General features: G+C 66.1%; 13 protein-coding genes and 5 pseudogenes. 6 read left to right on the top strand and 12 right to left on the bottom strand.

Going from position 1 to position 21208, the window contains the following annotated elements; genetic code table 11:
- Positions 1-647: 647 nt before the first annotated feature.
- Positions 648-1805, top strand: a pseudogene (locus ACH4S7_RS19610) (IS110 family transposase).
- Between the two features lie 53 nt (positions 1806-1858).
- Here the strand turns inward: ACH4S7_RS19610 and ACH4S7_RS19605 are convergent.
- Positions 1859-2040 (bottom strand): annotated as a pseudogene (locus ACH4S7_RS19605) (transposase); the annotation flags it as partial.
- Here ACH4S7_RS19605 and ACH4S7_RS19600 point away from each other — a divergent pair.
- Positions 2036-2491: pseudogene (locus ACH4S7_RS19600) on the top strand (transposase); the annotation flags it as partial. The pseudogenes ACH4S7_RS19605 and ACH4S7_RS19600 sit on opposite strands and share 5 nt — an antisense overlap.
- Positions 2492-2531: 40 nt before the next feature.
- On the opposite strand, the gene ACH4S7_RS19595 reads toward ACH4S7_RS19600, so the two are convergent.
- On the bottom strand, positions 2532-3155 hold the full coding sequence (locus tag ACH4S7_RS19595) for a multiprotein-bridging factor 1 family protein (RefSeq protein ID WP_398522473.1): 624 nt from the start codon (positions 3153-3155) through the stop codon (positions 2532-2534).
- A 245-nt stretch (positions 3156-3400) separates the two neighbouring features.
- Entirely contained in the window at positions 3401-4351 is a 951-nt protein-coding gene (locus tag ACH4S7_RS19590) for an NADP-dependent oxidoreductase (RefSeq protein ID WP_398522472.1), read from the bottom strand.
- Positions 4352-4433: 82 nt separating this feature from the next.
- On the opposite strand from ACH4S7_RS19590, the gene ACH4S7_RS19585 reads away from it, so the two are divergent.
- On the top strand, positions 4434-5006 hold the full coding sequence (locus ACH4S7_RS19585; protein ID WP_398522471.1) for a TetR/AcrR family transcriptional regulator: 573 nt from the start codon (positions 4434-4436) through the stop codon (positions 5004-5006).
- 1108 nt (positions 5007-6114) lie between these two features.
- On the opposite strand, the gene ACH4S7_RS19580 is transcribed toward ACH4S7_RS19585, so the two are convergent.
- The 4 genes from ACH4S7_RS19580 to ACH4S7_RS19565 all read right to left on the bottom strand — a co-directional run bounded on the left by ACH4S7_RS19580 (position 6115) and on the right by ACH4S7_RS19565 (position 13863).
- Complete coding sequence (locus ACH4S7_RS19580; RefSeq protein ID WP_398522470.1) at positions 6115-8076, bottom strand: ATP-binding cassette domain-containing protein; 1962 nt, start codon at positions 8074-8076, stop codon at positions 6115-6117.
- A 227-nt stretch (positions 8077-8303) separates the two neighbouring features.
- On the bottom strand, positions 8304-9314 hold the full coding sequence (locus ACH4S7_RS19575; RefSeq protein WP_398522469.1) for a thiopeptide-type bacteriocin biosynthesis protein: 1011 nt from the start codon (positions 9312-9314) through the stop codon (positions 8304-8306).
- Positions 9315-9355: 41 nt separating this feature from the next.
- Entirely contained in the window at positions 9356-10675 is a 1320-nt protein-coding gene (locus ACH4S7_RS19570; protein WP_398522468.1) for a lanthionine synthetase C family protein, read from the bottom strand.
- Positions 10672-13863: a lantibiotic dehydratase gene (locus ACH4S7_RS19565; protein ID WP_398522467.1), complete on the bottom strand. Its 3192-nt coding sequence runs from the start codon at positions 13861-13863 to the stop codon at positions 10672-10674. Before ACH4S7_RS19565 ends, ACH4S7_RS19570 begins: the two co-directional genes overlap by 4 nt.
- 735 nt (positions 13864-14598) lie before the next feature.
- On the opposite strand from ACH4S7_RS19565, the gene ACH4S7_RS19560 reads away from it, so the two are divergent.
- Positions 14599-14991: a hypothetical protein gene (locus ACH4S7_RS19560; protein WP_398522466.1), complete on the top strand. Its 393-nt coding sequence runs from the start codon at positions 14599-14601 to the stop codon at positions 14989-14991.
- Between the two features lie 88 nt (positions 14992-15079).
- Here the strand turns inward: ACH4S7_RS19560 and ACH4S7_RS19555 are convergent, their stop codons facing one another.
- On the bottom strand, positions 15080-15424 hold the full coding sequence (locus tag ACH4S7_RS19555) for a hypothetical protein (RefSeq protein ID WP_398522465.1): 345 nt from the start codon (positions 15422-15424) through the stop codon (positions 15080-15082).
- 91 nt (positions 15425-15515) lie between these two features.
- On the opposite strand from ACH4S7_RS19555, the gene ACH4S7_RS19550 reads away from it, so the two are divergent.
- On the top strand, positions 15516-15719 hold the full coding sequence (locus ACH4S7_RS19550; protein ID WP_398522812.1) for a hypothetical protein: 204 nt from the start codon (positions 15516-15518) through the stop codon (positions 15717-15719).
- Between the two features lie 56 nt (positions 15720-15775).
- Here ACH4S7_RS19550 and ACH4S7_RS19545 read toward each other — a convergent pair.
- Both ACH4S7_RS19545 and ACH4S7_RS19540 read right to left on the bottom strand, forming a co-directional pair.
- A pseudogene (locus tag ACH4S7_RS19545) lies at positions 15776-15934 on the bottom strand (hypothetical protein); the annotation flags it as partial.
- Positions 15935-15956: 22 nt separating this feature from the next.
- Positions 15957-16109: pseudogene (locus ACH4S7_RS19540) on the bottom strand (transposase); the annotation flags it as partial.
- 297 nt (positions 16110-16406) lie between these two features.
- On the opposite strand from ACH4S7_RS19540, the gene ACH4S7_RS19535 reads away from it, so the two are divergent.
- Entirely contained in the window at positions 16407-18371 is a 1965-nt protein-coding gene (locus ACH4S7_RS19535) for an FG-GAP-like repeat-containing protein (RefSeq protein ID WP_398522464.1), read from the top strand.
- Positions 18372-18582: 211 nt separating this feature from the next.
- On the opposite strand, the gene ACH4S7_RS19530 is transcribed toward ACH4S7_RS19535, so the two are convergent.
- Together ACH4S7_RS19530 and ACH4S7_RS19525 are read right to left on the bottom strand one after the other, a co-directional pair.
- Positions 18583-19395 carry a DUF4253 domain-containing protein gene (locus ACH4S7_RS19530; RefSeq protein WP_398522463.1) on the bottom strand — a complete coding sequence of 271 codons (813 nt, stop codon included), beginning with the start codon at positions 19393-19395 and terminating at the stop codon, positions 18583-18585.
- 903 nt (positions 19396-20298) lie between these two features.
- Positions 20299-21009 carry a hypothetical protein gene (locus tag ACH4S7_RS19525; RefSeq protein ID WP_398522462.1) on the bottom strand — a complete coding sequence of 237 codons (711 nt, stop codon included), beginning with the start codon at positions 21007-21009 and terminating at the stop codon, positions 20299-20301.
- Positions 21010-21208 lie beyond the last annotated feature (199 nt).

Below are 21208 nucleotides of genomic sequence, written 5' to 3'. Positions count from 1 at the left end.
AAGATCGGAGCGGCATCACACGCATCGCCCGGCCGGAATCCGAGGGTCTTCCGCTGGTGCGTGCCAACCTGGTTCCGCCGTTTCCGTCCCTGTCGCCTAGAGAACCACGTACCAGCGCCCTTGTCGTTGGCGCTGCGTCGCCAGGTTCTTGTCCTTGAGTGACCGGACCGTTCACCAGCACAACGAGAAGGCGACGAGCAGTGCGATGCCGCGTGGACCTCGACCTGTCCGACAGAACGTCGCTGGCCACCCCGGGGGAGCCGGGACGGCCAGCGACGTCCACCATCGGACCGTGCTTTCGGACGGCTCGTGCGCGCGAGTGATACGGCCGACCTGATGTGCTGATACCGAGTACACGGACGGCGCGGCGTTCGCCCCGTGCCGCCCTTTGTGTCGGACATTCACACTGAGCTTGTCCTACCTCCCAAGCGTGGGTCTGAGCTGGTCCTTCGTATGATCAGCGGACCCAGGGGTTCCGGGTATGGCTGTGAGCTTGTCGCCGTTGGATGACTCAAAGAACTTGGCCGTCCGGAACCCCGCGACGACTCGACCGCTAATCGGGATACGCGACTCGATCGCTGAGTAGGACAACGTCGGCGAGGTCGCCAGCGGGATCGATATGTGACGACGAGCTGGCGGAGGTGACCGTGCCCCAGATCTGGGCCGGAGTAGACATCGGCAAGGAACACCTCCACTGCGTGGTGGTCGACGAGCGAGGCGAACGCCTTCTCTCACACCGAGACTTCAACGACGAACCGGCCCTGCTGGAACTCATCGCGGACGTACTCGCGATCTCTGAGGACGCACTGCGGGCGGTGGACATCAACCACGGCGGCGCCGCCCTGCTCATCGGCCTCCTGCTCAGCCACGAGCAGCCGATGGTCTACATCACCGGCCTGGCCGTGCACCAAGCATCGGCTGCCTACCGCGGCCAGGGCAAGACGGACGAGAAGGACGCGTTCGTCATCGCCGACCAGGCGCGCATGCGCCAAGACCTTGGTCACCTGCGGCCCGGCGACGAGATAGCCGTCGACCTGCGCATCCTGACCGCCCGCCGCCTCGACTTGGTCAACGACCGGACGCGTCAGACCAACAGGCTGCGGGCTCGACTACTCGAATTCTCTACGGCGTTGGAGAGGTCACTGCACCTGAGCAAGAAGGGTCCGGTCATGCTGCTGACCGGGTACCAGACGCCGGCCGCGATCCGCCGCAGCGGAAACACACGAATCGGAACCTGGCTGAAGAACCGCAAAGTGAAGAACGCCCCCGCGCTCGCCGCAGCAGCTGTCGCGGCGGCCAGGTCCCAGCACACCGCACTGCCAGGAGAGACCCTTGCGGGCGGCCATGGTTGCCCGCATCGCCAAGGGCGTGCAGGCCCTCGACGTCGAGATCGCCGAACTCGAAGCGCTCATCGATGCCCGGTTCAACGAACATCGACACGCTACGGTGATCCGCAGCCTGCCCGGCATGGGAACCTCCTCGGTGCCGAGTTCATCGCTGCCACCGGCGGAGACCTGGACGCCTTCGGCACCGCCGACCGCCTGGCGTCCTTCGCCGGCCTCTCACCAGTGCCACGGGACTCCGGCCGCGTCAGTGACAACATGCGCCGCCCACGCCGCTCCCACCGCGGCCTGCTTCGGGCCTTCTACCTCTCCGCGATGGCCAGCCTGAGAACCTGCACCGCCTCCCAGGCCTACTACGGGCGCAAACGGAACGAGGGCAAGGGACACAAGCAGGCCCTGCTCGCTCTGGCCCGTCCACGAGCCAACGTCTTGTGGGCCATGATCCGCGACGGAGCGTGCTAGGGAGTGCTACCAACCGTCACGGCTGCGGCTTGACATCGTCATTGGGAAGTTCTTTATCTACCGGGTCTGCCGATGGCCTTGAGGGTTTCGGGGTGTTTGACGGTCTTGCCCACGGCGTAGCGGGGTGCGGGACGGCGGTTCTTGGTTCCGGGTGGTCGTCCGGGACCTGTGCCACGAGGTTGGGGAACACGGGCGGGGCAGAGGAGTTGGGCCGGATGTTCCTGAACCCGCGACGGGCGACCTACAGCCGCCCGCACGGGGTGAGGCACCTGTTCGCCGCCTACGAGCTCGCCAAGGACCAGCTCTACGGCCACATCAAGAAGACCAAGAACCGGTCCAAGTTCGTGGAGTTCTGCCGCTACCTGCGCTCGCTGCACCCGGCGGACGTGCGCATCGCGATCGTCTGCGACAACTACGCGCCGCACCTGACGACCAAGCGCTGCCGGCGAGTCGGCACGTGGGCGGCGGCGAACAACGTCGAGATCGCCTACACCCCGACCAATAGCTCATGGCTCAACCGGATCGAGGCCCAGTTCACAGCTCTGCGCTACTTCGCCCTCGACGGTACCGACCATGCCAGTCACAAGGCCCAGGGCAGCATGATCCGCCGCTACATCATCTGGCGGAACAAGCACACCTCGGACGAGCGCCTACGCGAAGTGGTTACCAAGGCGAACGTCGCTTGACGCAGCGCCAAGGCCGCATCGTGACGCCGCCACCTATCAGCTACTGCGTACTGCCGTCGTCAAGTCCGGCAACGACCCTGACGTCCGCTTCGGACATGTCCAGGATCCCGGCGATCAGGCGGGCCTGCAGCAGATTCGGGTTGTGCCCGCGACGGAGCATGTGGATGGTGGACATCGACAGTCCGGCGGCCCTGGCCATCTCCCTGACCGGAATCCCGCGCAGGTCCATCAAGCCGGTAAGCATCCGTCCGAACGGATGCGGCTCTGACCGCCCGGCAGGGGCAACAGCCGGGCCGATGACAACGTCACCGATCTTGACCTGGAAGCGGATCAGCCGGTCGCCCGTGAACCCGACTTTCGCGACGAACGGCAGGCTCTCGCCGTTGCCGGAGGCGACCGTTCCCGGGATCGACACCTCTGTGAACCTTATGGCGGGATCACAGCGGTGATCCCCGGTCTCTGCGGGAAGTCCCGGCTGGACCCGGTCGACTTTCCAGTCGCGGTTCCACCACGGAAGGTCCTGCAGCACCTCGTTAAAGAAGGGCGGCAGGACAGTCACGTCCACTGGGTCCGGAGGATTCTTCTGCCCTCCCCATATGACACCGGGCCAGTACCTCAGTGCCGCGATCACATCCGCCGTCAGCACGCGGTTAGCAGTCTCCACGGCCACACTCTCCCCCAGTCGACGGCGCAGTCTCCCACGACCAGGCAAACGTTGTCTGATGCGGCAACTAGATCCCTGCGGGTGCGGGAAACTGAAGGAATCCGAGGGTCCAGGGGTGCCATTCTCGGGGGTGGACCTGTGGGTTCGTCGAACACGCGGGAGCGGCTTCGAGGGCCGGCCTGGAAAAGAGGGCCTGCTCCCGCTCCTCGTCGAGGTGGTCTCGCTCTGTCGGGCCGGCAGGGCGATCACAGGACGAGCATGAGCTTGCCGCCTGGTCGGCGGGACAGGCTGAGCTTGGCCGCTTCCTGGATCTGGTCGAGCGTGTAGGTGCGGGCGACCGGTACGACCAGGATGCCTTCGCCGGCGAGCCGGGCGAACTCGTCCATCTGCTCATAGCGGATCTCGGTGGTGGTCCGGACGCCCAGCTCGGCCGCGGCGGCGAAGTCCGAGACGGTCAGGACACGGTCCGGATCCCCGGTCAGCTCGATCAAGGTCGGTAGCGAGCCGCCAGCCGGGCTGGGCTGGTCGGCGCGGTCGATCCGGCCCCCGGTCGGCGCCGCGTCGAGGGCACGATCGACATGGCCTCCGGACAATGCCCTGACACGTTCGGCCATGCCCTCGCCGTAGGCGGCCACCTGGGCGCCGATCTCATCCAGAGCTGCTGCCCGGGTCCGCCCGGCGCTGGCGATCACCCGAATACCCCGGTGCAGCGCGAAGCGCACCGCCGCCTCACCCACGGTGGTACCCGCGCCGTGGACGAGCAGCAGCTCACCCGGCTGGACGTCGAGGTCGTCGAGCGCGCGCCACGCCGTCTCGGCCGCCATCGGCAACGCGGCGGCCTGCTCGACGGTCACGCCTTCGGGGATACGTGCCCAGGCCGGCATCAGCGCGTACTCGGCAGCACCGGCCGTCGGACCGTCGAAGGTGGCCGGGCCGAACACGCGGTCGCCGATCCGGACGCCCGTGACGCCCTCACCGAGCGCGTCGACCGTGCCCGCGATCTCCAGGCCGAGCCCGCGCGGCAGCGGCGGCAGATGGTCGGCGAGGAGACCGTCGACGACGTGCCAGTCGGCCGGTGTCAGGCCGCACGCCTGCACGGCGATCCGGATTTGACCAGGTCCCGGCTCCGGCTGTGGGACGTCGCGGAGCACGATCACGTCCGGGGACCCGAACCGGTCGAACTGAAGAGCCTTCACGACGACCTCCGAGTGATGACAGCATCTGTTGTCATCGACAGTACCATCGTGACAACAGATGCTGTTGTCGTAGCCTGGTGGTATGCCGAGATGGGAATCCGACGCACAAGGCCGGCTCGAACGCGCGGCGCTGGAGCTGTTCGAGACACAGGGGTTCGAGCGCACCTCGGTCGCACAGATCGCGGGCGCCGCCGGTCTGAAGGAGCGCTCCTTCTACCGGTACTTCCCCGACAAACGGGAAGTCCTCTTCGCAGGTAACGAACTCGAGGCCCACCTCGTCGCCCAGGTCGAGGCGACCGACCCGGGCCTCACGCCGATCGAGGCGCTGCTGACCGCGCTGAGAACCACCGAGGAGATCTTTCGCCCGCGCGAGTTCCTGCTGCGCCGCGTCAGAGTGATCGCCGCCAACCCGGCACTGGCTGAGCGCGATCTGATCAAACTCGCCGACATCGCCGACGCGCTGGCGCTGGCGCTCGAGCGCCGCGGCGTCGAGCCAGGCAAGGCACGCTTCATCATCGACGTGGTGCTGGCGATCCACCGGCGCGCCACGTCCCGCTGGCTGGCCTCCCCGGACGCCTCCCTCTCCCAGCTGATTACCCAGGCGTCCGACGAGTTGTGCGAGGCGGTCACGATGTCGGCTCCGACAGCCCGCTGAGTCGGCCCACGACTCCCGAACGATCGGACACTCGACGACCCGCCCGGCCATCCGGTGGATCTCGACTTGTGCCGCAGCTCTAGGAACAGGAAGTACGTGGTCAGCGCCTGCGCGCGGGCCAGCCGGGTGCCGCTCGGCGAGCCCCGCGGTACCTTCCCGAAGTACCCGTCGGCATCGGTCGGATCCATATCCCACAGCGGCCGGCCGAACCATCCCCGCAGCTGATCCAGGTGCCCGACGTCCCCGCGGATGGTGCCGTCCGCCAGCCCCGCCGAAGCCCGCGCGAGAACGTACCCGGCGAGCACGTCGGTCTCGAACTGTTCGAGTTCCTCTACCGGGACCGGATCTCGGAACTCGCGCAGGTCGCGTACGGCTGCCAGCGCCAACCCGAGCCTCCTCGCCTTCAGCCTGATCGCAGATCGATCGGACGAAGTGAGAGCGCTTCGAGAATCCCGAAGTCACGTCACCGGCTCGAAGAACACCTCAAGGAGGCAGAAGGTCCTGGCCACGGGGGCAAGGTCTCAGCGAGGCTCAGAGGAACTCACGGGATGTCGCACACACAGGATGCGCGGCGAGCAGGTTCTCCAGCACGGTCGAGGCGGCGCCGCAAGGCCGACTTCCCGTGCCGGTAATGCCGCTGCCCTACCTCCACCGTGCCCCGCCCCGCCGCCAAAAACATCGACACCGTCGCGTCGCGCGCCATCGCCCACAGCTTCCTGCGTCGGGGCGCGCAACGGAGTGTCGGCACGGTCCCCGCAGATGACGAGCGTGCCAACCGGGAGCCGTACCACCGCCCTGGCCCGCAGCCGCTCTCCGCTCACAGCTAACCCAACCCGCTGCGCCCGATCCACTGGGATGACCGTCCGCCGCCAGCGGCGCGAGGCATCGGCCCGTCGTGCACCGGTGGCATTCGCACTTCAGCCCACGAGAAATCAAGGCCCGTCACCCAGAAGAAGAGTGGCAGTGGCACTCACCGGCAGAAAGGCGATCTGATCGCTGGGGAACGGCCGGCGCCCTGCTCGCCGGAGGTGCGCATTCTGTCGGTTCTATCGAAGTTACCGTTGGCAACGGCTCACGCAGGCGGCCGACGACAGTCGAGCCGATGGGTTCACCGGGGTCCCAAGGGATGGAACGCCTGAGCTTGGACGTGGTACGCGGTGCGAAAACTCGCCGTTCCGGTATCCGGATCCATTAGCTCCTCGAACGTCCCCGAACCCGCGACCCGACCGTGCTCCAAGACGTGAATCAGATCAGCATCACGCACCGAATGAAGTCGGTGCGTGATCAGAACGACCGTCCGACCTTCTTTGGTGAGGCTGCGAAGTTTATCGAAGACTCGTTCCTCGGACAGGGCATCGAGTGCGCTGGTGGGTTCGTCGACCACGAGGATCTGCGCGGATCGGTGGCGGACCATTGCCATCGCGAGCTTCTGGCGCTCTCCGCCGGAAACTTGGTGGCCACCCTTGTAGCCACGGGCCAGGAGGGTATCGAGGCCGCGTGGGAGGCCCGCCACGATTCTGTCCGCGCCCGAGTACGTGACTGCGACCTGGAGGGCTGCGTCGCTCATCGGCTCGCCGTGTCGGCCGATTCCGATGGTCACACGTGCGGTGAAAGGCCATGGGTAGGCAGTCTGCGGCATCAGTGCAACACGGTCGAAGATCTGTGCGCGCACAGCATCGGCCGCGTCGACATCGCCCCATAGAATCCTGCCGGCTCCTTCGTCCGGCATATACAGGCCGCACAGCAGTTTGATGAGGGTCGACTTACCGCTGCCGTTCTCACCGACCAGAGCGATGACCTTGCCTGCGGGGAAGGAGAGACTCACGTTGCGGAGGGTCGGCTCTAGGTTCTGCACCCCGGAGCTCGGGTAGGTGAAGGTGACATTCTCGAAGGCTATTTCGTCGACGTTGTGGGGCAGGTCAACCCCGTCTGCGGACATAGCTCGTGCTACCGCCTCGTCGCAGAGCTTGTCGTAGTCGGCGACAAATAGGGCCTCTTGGTGTAGGTCGGCGATTTCTTCCACAAGTCGGCCGAGCCCAGAGGAACCCGCCCGAATGGCCAGAACCGCTGTGCCGGCCACCGCGAGCTCCATTCGCCCGCTGACGAGGAGCAAGCCCAGAACGGCGTAGGTAAGCACAGTCGCAAGCCCCCGGGCGCCGTCGGCGATCAGCCCGGAGCGGGCGGCGAGCCTGGCTAGCCGCGTCTGCTCCCGCTCATTGGTCTCCGCCATTCCCCTGTAGTGCTTGAGTAGGAAGGGTCCGAGATCATGGACACGGACCTCCGCAGCGGCCTCTTGCCCGATCAGCAAGCGCTCTAGAAGGTGTGCGGCCCGAACATGCTGCGCGAACTGGTGAAAAGACACATATCTGTGTCTGGCCATCGTCAGCGAGCTCCACGCCGTCGGCAGCGCAATCAGAAGGAGCAGGGGCAGCAGGCCCACATGAAGAACGGTCAGAACTCCGGCTGCGGCACCTAGTGAGATCAAGCCGGCCAGCACCACTGTGCAGCACATGACCATTCGGCGGGCCGATTCAGCACCATAGCTGGCCGAGTCCAGCAGCCGGTGGAATTGATCGTCCTCGATCGCCGACATCTCCACGCGTGCGACAAGCCGCAAGTACCGTTCTGTGGCGTGGCGCTGAACTTTGGGCTCCAGCGAACCCGAAGCGGCCGTGGAGGCCGATCTCAGCAAGGACCCGGCCAGCGCGCACAGGGCGACTACCCAAAGGGAGGGCGAAGCGGCGGCGAGTCGGTCTTCCATTGTTCCGGCGCTCAACAGGTGTCCAAGGACTGTGTTGACAGCTATGAGACCCCCCGCCGCCGCAGCGCCCCGGATGAACTCCGCGGCTAGAACTGTTCTCAGCGCTCGAGGATCGGCCCCGTGCGCCAGACGTACGGCGATCCCGATCACGCGTGGCAGTGTTCGGGCCATCGCACCCAGCCCCAGCTTCAGCCATGCTCCCTGATGCTTGTTCCATCCCAAGTCGTAGGCGAGTTCTCCACCAAAGAGGAGCTGTTCGGACACCGATACCCTGGTGCCCGCCCTGTCGGCATCGCCCACGGCGCTCATACGACTCCTCCCGGCGTTGGAAAGTACCGGTCAGCGAGAAACGATTGGGGTGCCACCGAGTGACGGAGAGCCGGGCCCCAAGAGGCCGTTCCGGCCGCGCCGCCCCTCGGCAACACGCAAAGGATCTGCGGGCGGGTCGTGGGCGGCTCCGCGGTTGTGACCACGGCGACGACACCGAGAGCATGGATCCGAAGGCGTCGCGCTGGCGCAGAGCGGCACTGTCAGGTTCACGATTCATCGTGTGTTCCTGCCTCGTACGATGGCCCCTGGGCCAGCGCTTCGCAGATCCCCACCTGCCATTCCTTCGGAAGTCGTGCCCGGTTCCAGTGGAAGACCAGAACAAAGGCCGCCGCCTCACGTGGGCCGACACGGGCCTCGGGCGAGGCGAAGTACTCAGCGTGCCATTGTGCGCATGCCTCGGCTATCGATCTCTGAAAGTCTTCGTAGGCAGGTTGGATGGCTTCTTCTCGCAGCGTGTCCAGCCTGCCAGGAGAGAGCCACGTGAAGTTGAGCCGGGCGGCGGTCGATGCCCATCCTTCGGGCGGACGTCCTTGGAACCTGCGGCCGGCCTGCCAGCGCACGCGGTCCCATACATCGCGGTCCTCCAGCTCGGTGATGCGGAGCTGATTGAGCAGGGAGCGGATCATGGACAGGGACAGGGCCCATACGGGGCTCGGCGGTTTCTCCAGGGAGAGGTACCGGAGCCACAGCAGCGAGTCGGCCGTGAAGATCCGGTGCACGCTGCGCATGGAGGTCGGTCCGCCGAAGAGTTGCTGCTCCGGCTCATACACGGCCTGGCCTGAGTGGGCGATGATGTTCCGGGCCTGCAGTTCGTCCCAGGTCTGCTGAAGACGGACTGCGGTTTCTTCCCTGTGGGCCGGAGTGGTGTGGAGGCGTACACGCAGCCCGGGCGGTTTGTGTACGAAGTAGAAGTCGTCCACGCGGCCGTCCTGCAGTGACAGCTCTGCTGTGGAAAGGAGTGTTCGGTACAGGTCCGGTGGATGTCGGGCCGCTGTTTCCGTCCGTAGTCGGTACTCGAGCCAGGTATGTCTGCCGTCATGGTCGTGAAGTGCGGGCAAGCCCGCTCCCAGGAAGCGTTCGGCTGCGAGCAGGAGCCCTGCAGGTGGCGCCTTCTCGGGTGCCTCCAGGTGTGCGGCCACCGTTCGGAGGAAATCCGGGAGAGTCAACCGCAGTTCACCGATCTGAATGGGCCTGCCGAGGTACGGTTGCGGGTCCATTGCGGTGCTCGGTACCTTCACGGGTTTCGTTCGAGATGTCATCAGTTCACCACAAGGGCAATGTTCCACGGCAGTCCCTGCCCGGGACGTGAGTAGGAGTTCAAAGCGAGTGCGAGACCTGCGGCACCTTCGAGGAAGCCGGCTGGCTCATGACCGTCACTGAAGCCCTCGGACCCGATCTGCAGGGGTGGGAGTCCGCGTTCGTCGAAGCCGTCGATGACCTGTCCGGCGATAGTGTCGATGAGATCACGCACCCGGTGTCCGTCAGGCCCCTCCGTGAAGTGTTCGAGCATGATCATGGCACCGACCCAGCCGTGGCATACAGACCAGTGGTGGATTCCGAAATCGCCGAGGGGCATACGGGTGACGGCCGCCACCGAAGCGTCGGCACGCCGGAGCCAGTCCTCCCGCCGGAGGGCGCGGCCGGCGAGTTGCAGGGCACGGGAGACTCCCGGGGTTCCGTAGCACCATGAGACGCGGCCCCGGTCTTCGCCTGGCTCCAACTCCCATGCTCCGCCCGTGTAGGTCTCCAGGGACACGGCTGCCGGCCAATAGGGGCCGTACTGGTCCTTCCGCTCGAACCGGGTCAGCAGGTCCACCAGTGACTCGATGGCCTCTTGGTGCCCGCTGACCGTCGCTCCTTGCAGGTGGGCGATCGACAGCAGGGCGAGAGGTCCGGCTATGCCGTGCGCAAGGCCGAGATTCAGGTGGCCGGACGCCCGCAGTGAGTCGCTGGTGGAAGGGAGCCAGTTCGGTGGGGTGCTGGACCAGAAGCGAGGCACTTGGCGGCCGACGTGGCCGACGGGCTCAACCATGGCCGCCAGACGGCTCAAGAGCAGCTCCATCTCGGCGGTTTCCCCCAGTCCGCGGAGAAGCAGATAGCGGCCGATGCCCGCGAGCCCGTCGAGGACGTCGAATCGATCCATGGGGCCGACCGGCGACGCGTCCATCACGTGGCACAGCCCGCGAACGCTCTCCCTGGCCAGTGTGTCGAGTCGCTCCAGCGCGTTGCCGTACCCTCCGCCAGCCTGGCGCGCCATGTGCAGCCCGAAGCCGAGTCCTGCGATTTCATAGAAGAGGCCGTGGTAGGGGTGGGGCTGGACTTTCAGTGCCCGGGCCGCCAGGCCCAGGTATCGATGAGCGGCGAGACGCTCGGAGGGTTCGGTGAGGGACCGTTCACTGAACAGGAGAGAGATGCCGGCGTACCCAGTGGCGAGCGATGTGGTCTTCCACCGAACGCTGGTGTCGTCCGCCGGGTGGGCGAGCGTGAGCAAGCCGGGGTCCCGCAGCCGCTCGGCGAGGGCATCGGACAGCTTTGCGGCTCTGTCTCGGTGTCGCCGAGTCTCAACAGCCTGGCTCATGCGCCGGATCCCTTTCCGCTTGCTGCCGTCTTCCGGTCTTCAGTGCGCGCTTCGTGCCTCGCTGCCGACAGGTGGGTACGGGCCGCGTGGGCCAGCAGGGCCAGGCTGGCCGATTCGTTTCGGGGTGCGAGGCCGAAGAGCCGGTTGTGATGCATGTGGAGGAGGCTGGCCACGGCCGTGTCCCGCCAGCCCGTTCCCTCGTCCTGGCTGATTCCGGGCAGGAGGATTTTGCCTACTCCGCGTGCAGCCTCGGTGAGCTGCGGGAGTGCCGACCGGTATGGCTCGGCCAACAGGTCGGACAGGAATTCATAAGGCGCCCCGGTTCGCGCCAGGCGCACGGCGACTTCGACCTCTCGGCGTACCGGTATCTCGTCCTTTTTGCGAGGGACACAGCGATCCAGCCATGAACGCCAGTCCCATATTCCCAGCGACTCCAGGAGATGCGCATATCCCGCGATGATCATATCGTTCCTGGCGGGCATTCCACCGACAGGCCGCGAAGCCGCCAGCAAGCCGGTCACGACCTGACTGTCGAGATGGAACCAATTCTCCGCTCGCCGGACTCCTTCGATACCGCCGTACCGGGAGGTTTCTGGCACATAGGGGGATATCTTGTGGTCCCTTATCATCCCGTCGCGTTCGAGACCGTCGCAGAATTTGAGCAGTTCGGGCCAGACGGTGGTGGCAACGTCTTCGGGGTGACCGTGCATCCGCAACCGGATGTGGTCGCCGGCCTGCCGATAGCGGATGAAGAACCAGCGATCCACCACATGGCTCAGCGACTTGACCAGAGGCGGAATATGCCGGGTGATGATTTCTTCGTGCACCTCGGCGACGGCGTGCAATTCTACACAGGCCCATTCGGAACCATGCCTTCTGGCAACGCTTTCCTGGGTGTTGCTGACCCGCTGCCGGTCCAGTTCGCGAGATGATGGTCTTGCACGCTCCGGCTGGGATTGGCCGCGCAGGGGAACGACGATTTCATTGCTGTGCCCGTCGAGCCAGCCGTAGGCTGCGGGGAATCCTTTTGGGCTCTCGGTGACGGTAAGGGGTTTCCCCTGGAGCTCCCGGCGGAACATCTCCCGCTGGAAGGTGTTGGAGAGATCGAGCTCGCTTGTCTGGTCGTGGCGGCCGGCGTTCACCTGATCGCTCACTCCGAGTTCATCGCGCCATCGGCCGACCGCCGCATCCCAGCCGGTCGGGACGCGGGCCTGTTCCAGCAGCGCGGCAGTCGGCCGCCATGTCCTCGGGGACACGATGACACGTCCGAGCCTGACCTGCGGCAGGCAGGGCATGTCCTGGAATGCGCCCCAGTCCCAAGGCTGCCAGACCTTGCTCTCGCCGCAGTAGGGCAACTCGCCGAGCAGTCGGGCCAGGTTGGGCGCGCCGGCCTGCAAGGAGAGTACGTGCGGGACCGCTGGACTCACCTCGCGTCCGGTCTTCTCCCAGTAGAGGCGCAGCATGTCGCCGTCGGCGGCCACGATCAGGTCCCGCCAATCGATACAGCCGGCGTCTTGGGGGTCGTGGTAGGCCCCTACCGGGATCGAGTGCGGCAGGAGACGGGGGACCTGCATGACATTGAGGGCTCGAGGCAGCACGGGCGTGAAGTCCACCTGGGCGGGCAGTGTGCCGGCCGCATCGTCGAGAAGGCTTCCGACGCCCTTCTCGTTGCCGAGCAGCGTGGCGAAGCGGCCGGCCATCGAACCAGCAGTCAGCGCGCCCGTGACAGGGCTGGCGAGGAGGACGAAGTCGCCCGCGTCGAGTTCCCGTCGGCCGCCAGCGAGAAGTTGGAAGCAGAGCTCCAAAGAGGAAGGGGCGCCAGCAACGGTCGTGACGCTGAGCCGCCGGATGTCTTCGTCGGTGAGAACCACTTCACACCCTCCGCTCGCCAACCCGCGGTGGAGCACGTCCGCCAGGGCCCGGGTGCGGGCCTTGTCCTCGTGGGGGACGTCACGCTGTTCGTGCGATGGGAAGAACGGGTTGGTCCGCGGGTGGAGATACGTGGCGGGATACCCCATGCCCCGGTGGGGGTCGACGAGCTCTTCGAGGCGGACTGCCCCGTGCTGACCGTAGAAGTCTATGAAGGCTCGACGGTAGTCACGCATGTGTGGGAATGCATTGATATTCGAGGTTATCGTCCATATTGCTCCGGCGTATTGTTCGACCTCGCGCCGCACAGACATCGGGAGACCGACGGCCCTCTCCCACCGGAGGTCAACCTGCGGTGCAACGGCCGGTGACGCGTGAGCCTTTCTTGAGACCTCTACCGCGTGGCGCCACTGAGTCAGCCCTTGACCGACCTCGGTTCGGCTGTAGTCCTCGAGCGCGTTGCGGACGGCCGCGATCTGGGATCGTTCACGTGAATCGCTGGGAAGTTTCCGCTCCAGGCGCTGGAGGTAGGCGCCGTCAAGTCTGGTCGCGTTCAGTTCGCTGAGCAGAATCTCGTGAGTGATCAAGTTGCCGAGGAACACATCCAGGCGTTCCTCTCCCAACTGCGGGTGGGCTGCCACTGCGGCGGCGAGCAGATCACCGTAGGCGATGGGGCGAGCCGCCGCCGCTCGGACCCACGCAAGGAGCGGCGTGTGGCGGGTGGACAGTTCCTGGGGCGGCTCCCGGGTGGCCATGGTCCTCGCCGCCGCGTTTTCGCGACCTCGCACGCAGGGCAAGACCATTCGGTCCCCGCGTACGAAGCAGAGGTTGTTCGTGACAACCCGGAACGGCCCGCGCAGCCGCGGATCGGCCTGCCACTGCGCCGCCAGACCGTCGAACCAGCCCGCATCCGGCCGGGCCGCCTTCACACCCGTGCAACGCTCCCCATGGCTTCCGCGTTGGTCGCTCACGATCTGGGACACACCCGCGAAGAGGCCGAACGGGGTCGGCCGGCCTGTGATCCGACGGGCGTAGCGGGTCAGTGAAACCGCCATGCGCATCAGCTTCTTGCGGCTGACTGGCGCGACGCGGCTCACGACTTTGTCCAGCTCCTCCGACAAGGCGTCACTGGAAACGGCGACGGCCTCTCGTAGCACAGCACCCCCGTAAAGGCGGGAAATATAGTCCACAATTTCGCGATCAGGAGGTATGGACCCCTTCCCGAATTCAGCTATTACTGAATCGAGGGAATCGCTCGGCAAGGTAGACGCCCGAAGAATCACCGGCCCTGTGGCCACGAAATGCGAATATCTCTCCATCGAGCAGCCCCGCCCTCACTCCAGCAATGCGGGGACGCTGCGCAACATGGCGAAGCGCAGCATCCCCGCACCTACGCATCAGATGTATTCACGAACCTTTTCTCGTCGCTGCGAAATCAACAGCACGAGGGGTTGCATCGAGTGGTGAGGCCGCACGACGTACGCGTCGTCCCACCAGGCTCACAGGTGACCTGTGTGATCATCTCGGGCCGCAACGCACGGTCTGCACCACCTACCACAGTCGTCTGAATGTCCAGATCGAGATCGGCCAGGCTCAGTTCTTGAGAATCACTCTCTGTAAGGAGCACAGCAGGCATGGAATCATCTCCTTCAATTCACTTGCAGCACCTCAAACCGGACCGATATTTCAATTGCCCGGCCGCGTCGGCGACGCGAAAAATGAACGTAGCACGAAGTTCATTCCCGTTGCAGGTATCACGCGAAACATCTCGGGGATGCAGCATCCCGCATTGAACACATTTTCCGTTTAGCGTAAACATTCACGATACATGAAATATGTCTGGCGGGAATTCTGCCCAGTCATTTCAGCGCGAAATTCGATGTCTTTCTTTCCAGTATGCGGCGAACGCGGATCATTTTCATGCGCGCCCGTGGGACTCGTCGGCGAATCCCAGAGGACTCGCCTGCCGGGGCAGCTCAGAGAAGCCGGCCGCGACGGCCGCCCGGGCATCGGACCGTCTGTTTGCATCGGTCACGGCCTGGACGGAGACGAGGGTGTGCATCAGGTTCTCGTCGAAGAACATTCCGCCGGCCTCCAGGATCCGCCGCCGCTGCCCGGTCTGCGATGCGAAGGCCGGCCAGGACTGCACCGACCCGGGCGAGGGCGGCGGGAAGGCCGTCAAGCGTGAGCACGGTCATGACGAGCGGATCGAGCAGATCGTGAAGGAACGCGAGGCGGCGACGAAGGCCAGGAAGGCCCGCGAACCGGAGGACCGGCGCACTCAGCGGGGGAGCGCGAGCATGGTCCCCTACTACCAGCTGATAAAGATCTCCTGTCCGGTGTGCCACGCCAAACCGGATGCCGAATGCACGCTCCCCGCCGCATCCCACCAGGCGAGGCTGGACATCCTCACCCGCTACCGCACCGGCAACGGCCGCCGCCGGTAGCCGCCTCGTGGTCAGGCAGCGGGCGGCTGGCTGGAGGGCGTGGTCCGCGGGCGACGGTGCTCCGGGCCGGGCCCGGCCCGGGGTGGGACTACGGTCTCATCTGGGTGGCGACGGTGATCGGGATGGAAGCACCGTTCGGGTGGCAGGTCGCCGTCGAGGTACCACCCGAATTCTTCCAGAGTCCTCGGGTGTAGAAGGTGTTGCCATTGGGGTAGCCGCACAGCACCACGACCCGGAACTCCGAGCCGCTGGTCAGCCCGGTGCACTTCGCGGATCCGCTGAAGCCGTGTTTCCATTCATCGCAGTGGGGAGCGGCGACCTTGAGGGCCGCTATGCCCCCGCCCGAGGCCGCGGCCGGGGAGACCCCGGCGAAAAGGCCCCCCAGCGTGAGGGCGGCGGCAGTAAGGATGGCTCCTGCGGTACGTGCGGGCATGACTCTCCTTCAGTGAGCGTGGTGCCGATTGGTACGGACCCACTCTCGGCGACGTGCCCGTCAATGTCGTTCGCACACCGCGCCAAGCACTATGCAACCCGCGCCACTCACCCGCACCGAGCCCAGGGCCTGCCGGCAGTTCGCGGCGGTTCGGGCGGCGGCTTCCCGCACCACGCTCGGCGCGGTGCTCAGCGGGTGCCGAAGCATCCAGCCCGACGGCATCGGCAGCCGATGGACCCAGCTCGACCGGTCCTCGGCCGCCCCGGCGGCCCAGAAGGCCGCGCACCAACGATGAGGCCCGTCCGGGACGCCGAGTGGCACGCGGTCAGTCGGTGAAGCCAGAGCGACATCCGGCTTGCAGTCCGAGCACTCGGGCAGCCCATCGGCCAGAGCGCGGCGGGCCTCGTCGCGAGTCAGCGTCCGGCTGCCGAGAGCCGGTCGGGTGCGGGAGACGGAGAGCCAGGCGGTCCCGCCGGGGCCGGCTGCGAGGCAGGTTCTCGGGCGAGGCATGGCTCTCGTCCTTGCGGACTCACGTCCGCAGCGACTCGGCGGTGATACCGAGATCCGCTGCCACCGCCGCGTACGTCCGCTTCCCAACCGCGGCGCGATAGAGCGCGACTGCGTCCTTCCTGAACTCCTCCGGATACGGAGGCCCCGTCCCAGCGGGACATCCTCCCTGGACCATCAAGAGCCATTGCCAGGGTGTCCACTCCAAAGGATCAGCCTCAGTGGGCGGGCTGAACCGGTATCAGTGACACGGTGGGCCCGTACCCCAGCCCCTCGGGGACGCCCGGTCTCCTGCTTCACCTACCCCAGAAGGATCTTGAATGATCTAATGACCGACCGGCCCCGCAGGCGTCGGTCGTCGTCTTGCCATGGCTGCGGCGAGATGAACGATCAGGTCGGGCGAGGCTCGCTCCCCATGCACCCCCGCCGAGGGGTGCATTTCTCTCGTTCGACGGCAAGGGATGTGAAGAGCTGGATGAGGAGACCTTCCATAGCAGTGGCCTCGGCCGTGCTGTGCTTCGCTCTGCTCGGTCTGTCCACGGGCACCGGAGGTGCGACCGCCGCGCCCGGGCAACCAGCAGGGACGACCACGGCATTTGACGGCACGGCGGACGCGCCGACCAGTGAGGCGGCCGGACCGGGCACCGGTGTCCGCCACGACTACAACGGTGACGGCCGCAGCGATCTGGCCGCCTGGTACGACTACGCAGACGGGCACGACGCCGTACGCACCTTCCTCTCGGGCCCGGACGGCGCTTTCGCCGCGCCCGGGGTGGGCTGGGAGACCCCCGCGGGCAACTACTGGGCCGAGAATATGAAGCGCCTCACCGGCGACTTCGACGGGGACGGTGTGGGCGACCTCGCGGCCTTCTACGGTTACGAGAACGGCCGGGTTACCCTGCTGACCTGGCTCGGCCGTGGAGACGGCAGCTTCGCGGGTCCTCTCCATTCCTGGACCGCGGAGCCGGGCAACTGGAATTTCGACGCCATGACCGCCCAGGCCGGCGACTTCAACGGGGACGGCCGTGACGACGTCGCCGTCTGGTACGCCTACGGGGACGGCAGCGACAAACTCTTCACGATGCTCGCCCGCCCGGACGGCGGTTTCGGCGGGCACTTCTCCTCCTTTCAGCGGGCCCCTGAGGATGGCTGGCACGTCAACCGCATGAAGTTCGCCACCGGTGACTTCAACGGGGACGGCCGTGACGACCTCGCGGCGCTGTACGGGTACCGGGACGGCAGTGTGAAGCTGATGTACTGGGCCGGTCGGACCGATGGCGGGTTCGCCGAGCCCGTACACGGCTGGGAGTCCACGGGCTGGACGTTCCGGCAGCCGAGTCTGCACGCGGGTGACTTCGACGGTGACGGCCGTGACGAACTGGCTGCCTGGTACAACTACGCAGACGGGCGTGATGCGGTGATCGGCTTCCGTCTCGGCACGGACGGAAAGTTCGGCAACCGGCGGGACATGCTGGTCCTCCCGGCGGGCTCGTACGACCATTCGCGCATGAAGATCGTCACTGGTGACTTCAACGGGGACGGCCGCGACGACCTGGCCACTCTCTACGGCTACTCCGACGGACGGGTGAAGACAATCACCTTCACCGCCAGGTCCGACGGTGCCCTCAACAGTCCCCTGCACAGCTGGGAGTCCCAGCCCGGCAACTGGACCTTCAGCCGGGTCCACATGATCGAGGGGTACACCAGCCCCACCACGCTGTCCTACTGCCCAACGGTGTTCGGGCACGGCGGGTATCCCCAGCAGGCGGAAGCCGGGGCACTCGACCAGATCCGTGCACCGAACCACCCCAGGGGCCTCACCCAGGAGAAGAGCTGGGGCGCGGCCGGGGTGGAGGCCGACCTCCGGCTGACCAAGAACGGCACCAAGGCCGTGATGTGGCACAACGCCAGCACCAACGGGCTGACCGGACCGCTCGGTACCGTCTCGGAGCTGCCGTGGGCGAGCGGGACGAACCCGCTCAAGGGGCGCACCATCACGCGCGGCCCTTACACGGGTGAGACCGTGTACACGTTCCGCGAGTGGCTCGACAGCGCCAAGTCCCGCGGCATGGTCGTGATGGTGGAGGTGAAGGGAGAAACGAAGCAGTCTCTCCTCCACAGCGACCCGTCGGTCCGAGAGACGGCTTGGAACGAGGTGCTCGCACCGATCGCGGAGCGCATTGCGTCCCAGGAGATCATGATCTACACGCATGACGAGGAACTGGCTCCAGAGCTCCGGAGCCGGGTCAGCGCCGCAGGCATCTCCGCGGCCCTCACCGGCTTCCCCAACTGGTACGACGTCGTCGACTGGAAGGAGCCGCCCCCGCCGGCCTCCGGCAACTACGCCTCCTGGCAGCGGGCGCTGGACGCCGATGCGACCCGGCTGGCCACCTCGTGGACGAAGGGCCTCACCGACTGGATGGACGGACGCTGCGTCTGACGTTGCACCGGGCCGCGGGGGAGGCGATGGAGTTCGCCTCGCGGCCCGGTGCTTTCCGCATGCCGCTCCACGGCCGGATCAGCGGGAAAGTGCAGGAAGGAGCTGCGAATCCGCCCTGACCAGCCGTCCCCGCCCGCGCGGGGGTGTTCACGAGGGTTATCGAGCTGGGCTGAAGCCGAGTCGTGGAGATCGTTTCCCAGGTGATGTGGGTTCAGTCCCACCAGAATTCCCAGGAGTGGGCATCGACGAGCCGTTCTGCGTACGAGGTCAGGGTGTGGGGGCGGGAGCCTTGCCAGATGTTGTCCGGGCAGAACGCGAAGTGCTCGGCCGCGACGAGGAGGGCGTGTTGTGGCTCCGTCGGGGGTGTGGCGATGCTGAGGTGGAGGGTGTCGAACCCGACGGCGACGACGCGTGCGCCGAAGCGCTGTTCCCAGGTCCGCAGAACGGCGGAGAACTTCGCGGTGTCGTTGTCGTAGTTGGCGGGCCCGTCCCATCCGACGGCGGTGAGCGCGTCGGCGCCTGAAGCCGCGGGTACCAGCCCGAGATGGACATGGGGCCGGAGAGAGGCGAAGAACTCCGCGTACTCGGCGGCCTCTTTGTCGGGATCGGGTCCTGCCGCCCGGGCGGGGGCAAGGCCGGGCCATCGCTGCCCGAAGGGCGCGGTGACGGCCGCCCGCTCGCCGGGCGGAAGCATGTCGTCGTCCTCGCCGGTGACTGTGTACTCGCCCCACCACTGTGCGAGGAGTTCGGCCGGGTCGTGAGCCCCGGGCGAAGACATGCGCTCGGGGGACAGTTCCCCTGAGGCCCAGGGCCGGAACTCACTGTCGTCGGGATCCCGGGAGTCGAGCAGGAGGGGCCACAGCCCGGTGCGGGCGTGTTCGGCACATATCCGGGCCCACAGTCCAGCGGGGGCCGGACCGTCACTCAGCCAGAAGGACTGGTCGACTCCGCTACCGTCCTCGGAGGAGATCGTCCGGCCAGGCGGCAGCGGGGTTTCGAGAAGCATGCGGGGTTCAGAGGTCATGCGCGGATGCTAGCCCTGGGGACTGACATAGCCGCGCGGTCGGCGGCACTCCGATGCCAATCGTCATTCCCCACAACGTCAAGGATGACGACCGGCACCCATAAAGCAAAACAGCATGATCACGTGACAACACCGCAGGTCGTGAAGGTCCGCCTCGCCCGCGCGGGGGTAGCTCCTCTGGGACGCGGAGCCGGACGCTAGCCGGGCCGTCCTCCCCGCCCCGCGAGGGTCGTTCGACGAGCTTGTCGCGGCGGCGTTTGCGTTCGGTTTTGCCGCACTATGTGACACTCAGGCGGAGACTCAGGAGGCGTACCAGACCGAGCGGGGGCGCCGTTGGTACAAGCCTGAACAGTGTGGCTGTCGTCGTCGTGACTGCGGCCGCTGCCATGGGTCCGGGAGCGCACCATCGAGTATGTGCTGGTGGCGTGAGCAGCGGGTAGTCGGGCCGGTCCGAGTAGGTCGCAGTTGCGCCGTGGGTGGCCAGTTGTCCGAGCTTGTCGTGTCTGTTGGACGCCGACGTTAGCTGGGTGGCGAGCGTGTGAGCTCCAGGCTGGGCGTTGTCGGCCTCGCGCGCCAGGTGCTGTCTGTCGTCCGCGTGGGTCGAAGGAGGACGGCGCTGTCCGTGCCGCGAGAGCGGAGGGACGTCCGCTCCACCTACGCGAGGGTGTGGCCGAGATACACGCCAAAGGGGCAACGAGATGATCTTGAAGCCCTGATCGCCCGTCGGCTGTCACCCATTCGACTCAGTGTCGTCGGTGGTGATGTTGAGCGTCGTCTGGGACCTGGGTGGGTTGTGACATCGATTGAACGTACCGCGTATCCGCGGTTCAAGCGGTTGATCACCGCGCATGAACCTCGTTCAGACCGAAGATCTCGGCATGATGCAGGCCGTCCCGGCGAGTGCTAGAGGTGCGAGACGTGTAGTCCGAGTTTGAGCTTGGGAAGCGTCTGCCAGGTAGGCGCACGCACTCCAAGGTGCCTAGCTGCCTCGGCTGCTGTGAGTCGGACGATGGCGCTGAAGAACCCGACGCAGTCAATCGCATCGGTAAGCCGCAAGGTCGGGGCGGCCTTGGCTTTCTGCGAAGACCTGGGGTCGCGGACAGCTGTCAGGACGGCCAGCGAGTGGATGGTTGCGTGACCGTGAGCAATGTCGTGGCGGACTCGAAGCCACTGCTTGATCACCTCGTCCACGTGTTTCGGCTCCACCGTGACAGCTGTGGTGCCCTGTCCACCGTTCTGGACCCAGGTCCAACTGGGGCGAGGATCAAAGCCGACCCGTTTGAGCAACACCCGGGACTTCTCCGGATCAGGCGTGGAAAATTTCTCCAGCGCCGAGTTGAAGTCGCGTTCCCACTGGCCCATGGCGGTGACGAGCAGATGTGCTCCTGAGACGTTGCTTAGCTCAGCAAGCGCTGCATCGCGCAGCGCTTGGGCAACGTCTTGAATGAATGCCTGCCAGGCAGCAACGGCAAGAACGATCGTCCCGCGGTTGACCGAGGTTTCGGTGGTCCGACGACCACGGCCGCCATTGCCTGCCGATCGATGGACTGCTATCAGGTTGTCGCAGTGCTCAATGGCACTGGCGTAGTTGTCGACTGAGTCCTGGATGTCCACTCGATACTTCGATCTCATCAGGGCATGGCTGGCCCCGGGGAAAGACGATTGTCGCTCAACTTGACCGCCGACAGGTGCGGTCAATCAGTCGATCTGCGGCTTGGCGCCAGGGCGATCGAACGGACGTTCCCGAGCAGTTCATCCCGATCTGAGGTGACACGCTCCAACTCCGTGGAGAGCTCATTGATGACCTGCGCGT

The sequence above is a fragment of the Streptomyces sp. NPDC020965 genome, assembly GCF_044333555.1.
Classification (GTDB): domain Bacteria; phylum Actinomycetota; class Actinomycetes; order Streptomycetales; family Streptomycetaceae; genus Streptomyces.
This window is presented reverse-complemented; position numbering and strand designations above follow the sequence as displayed.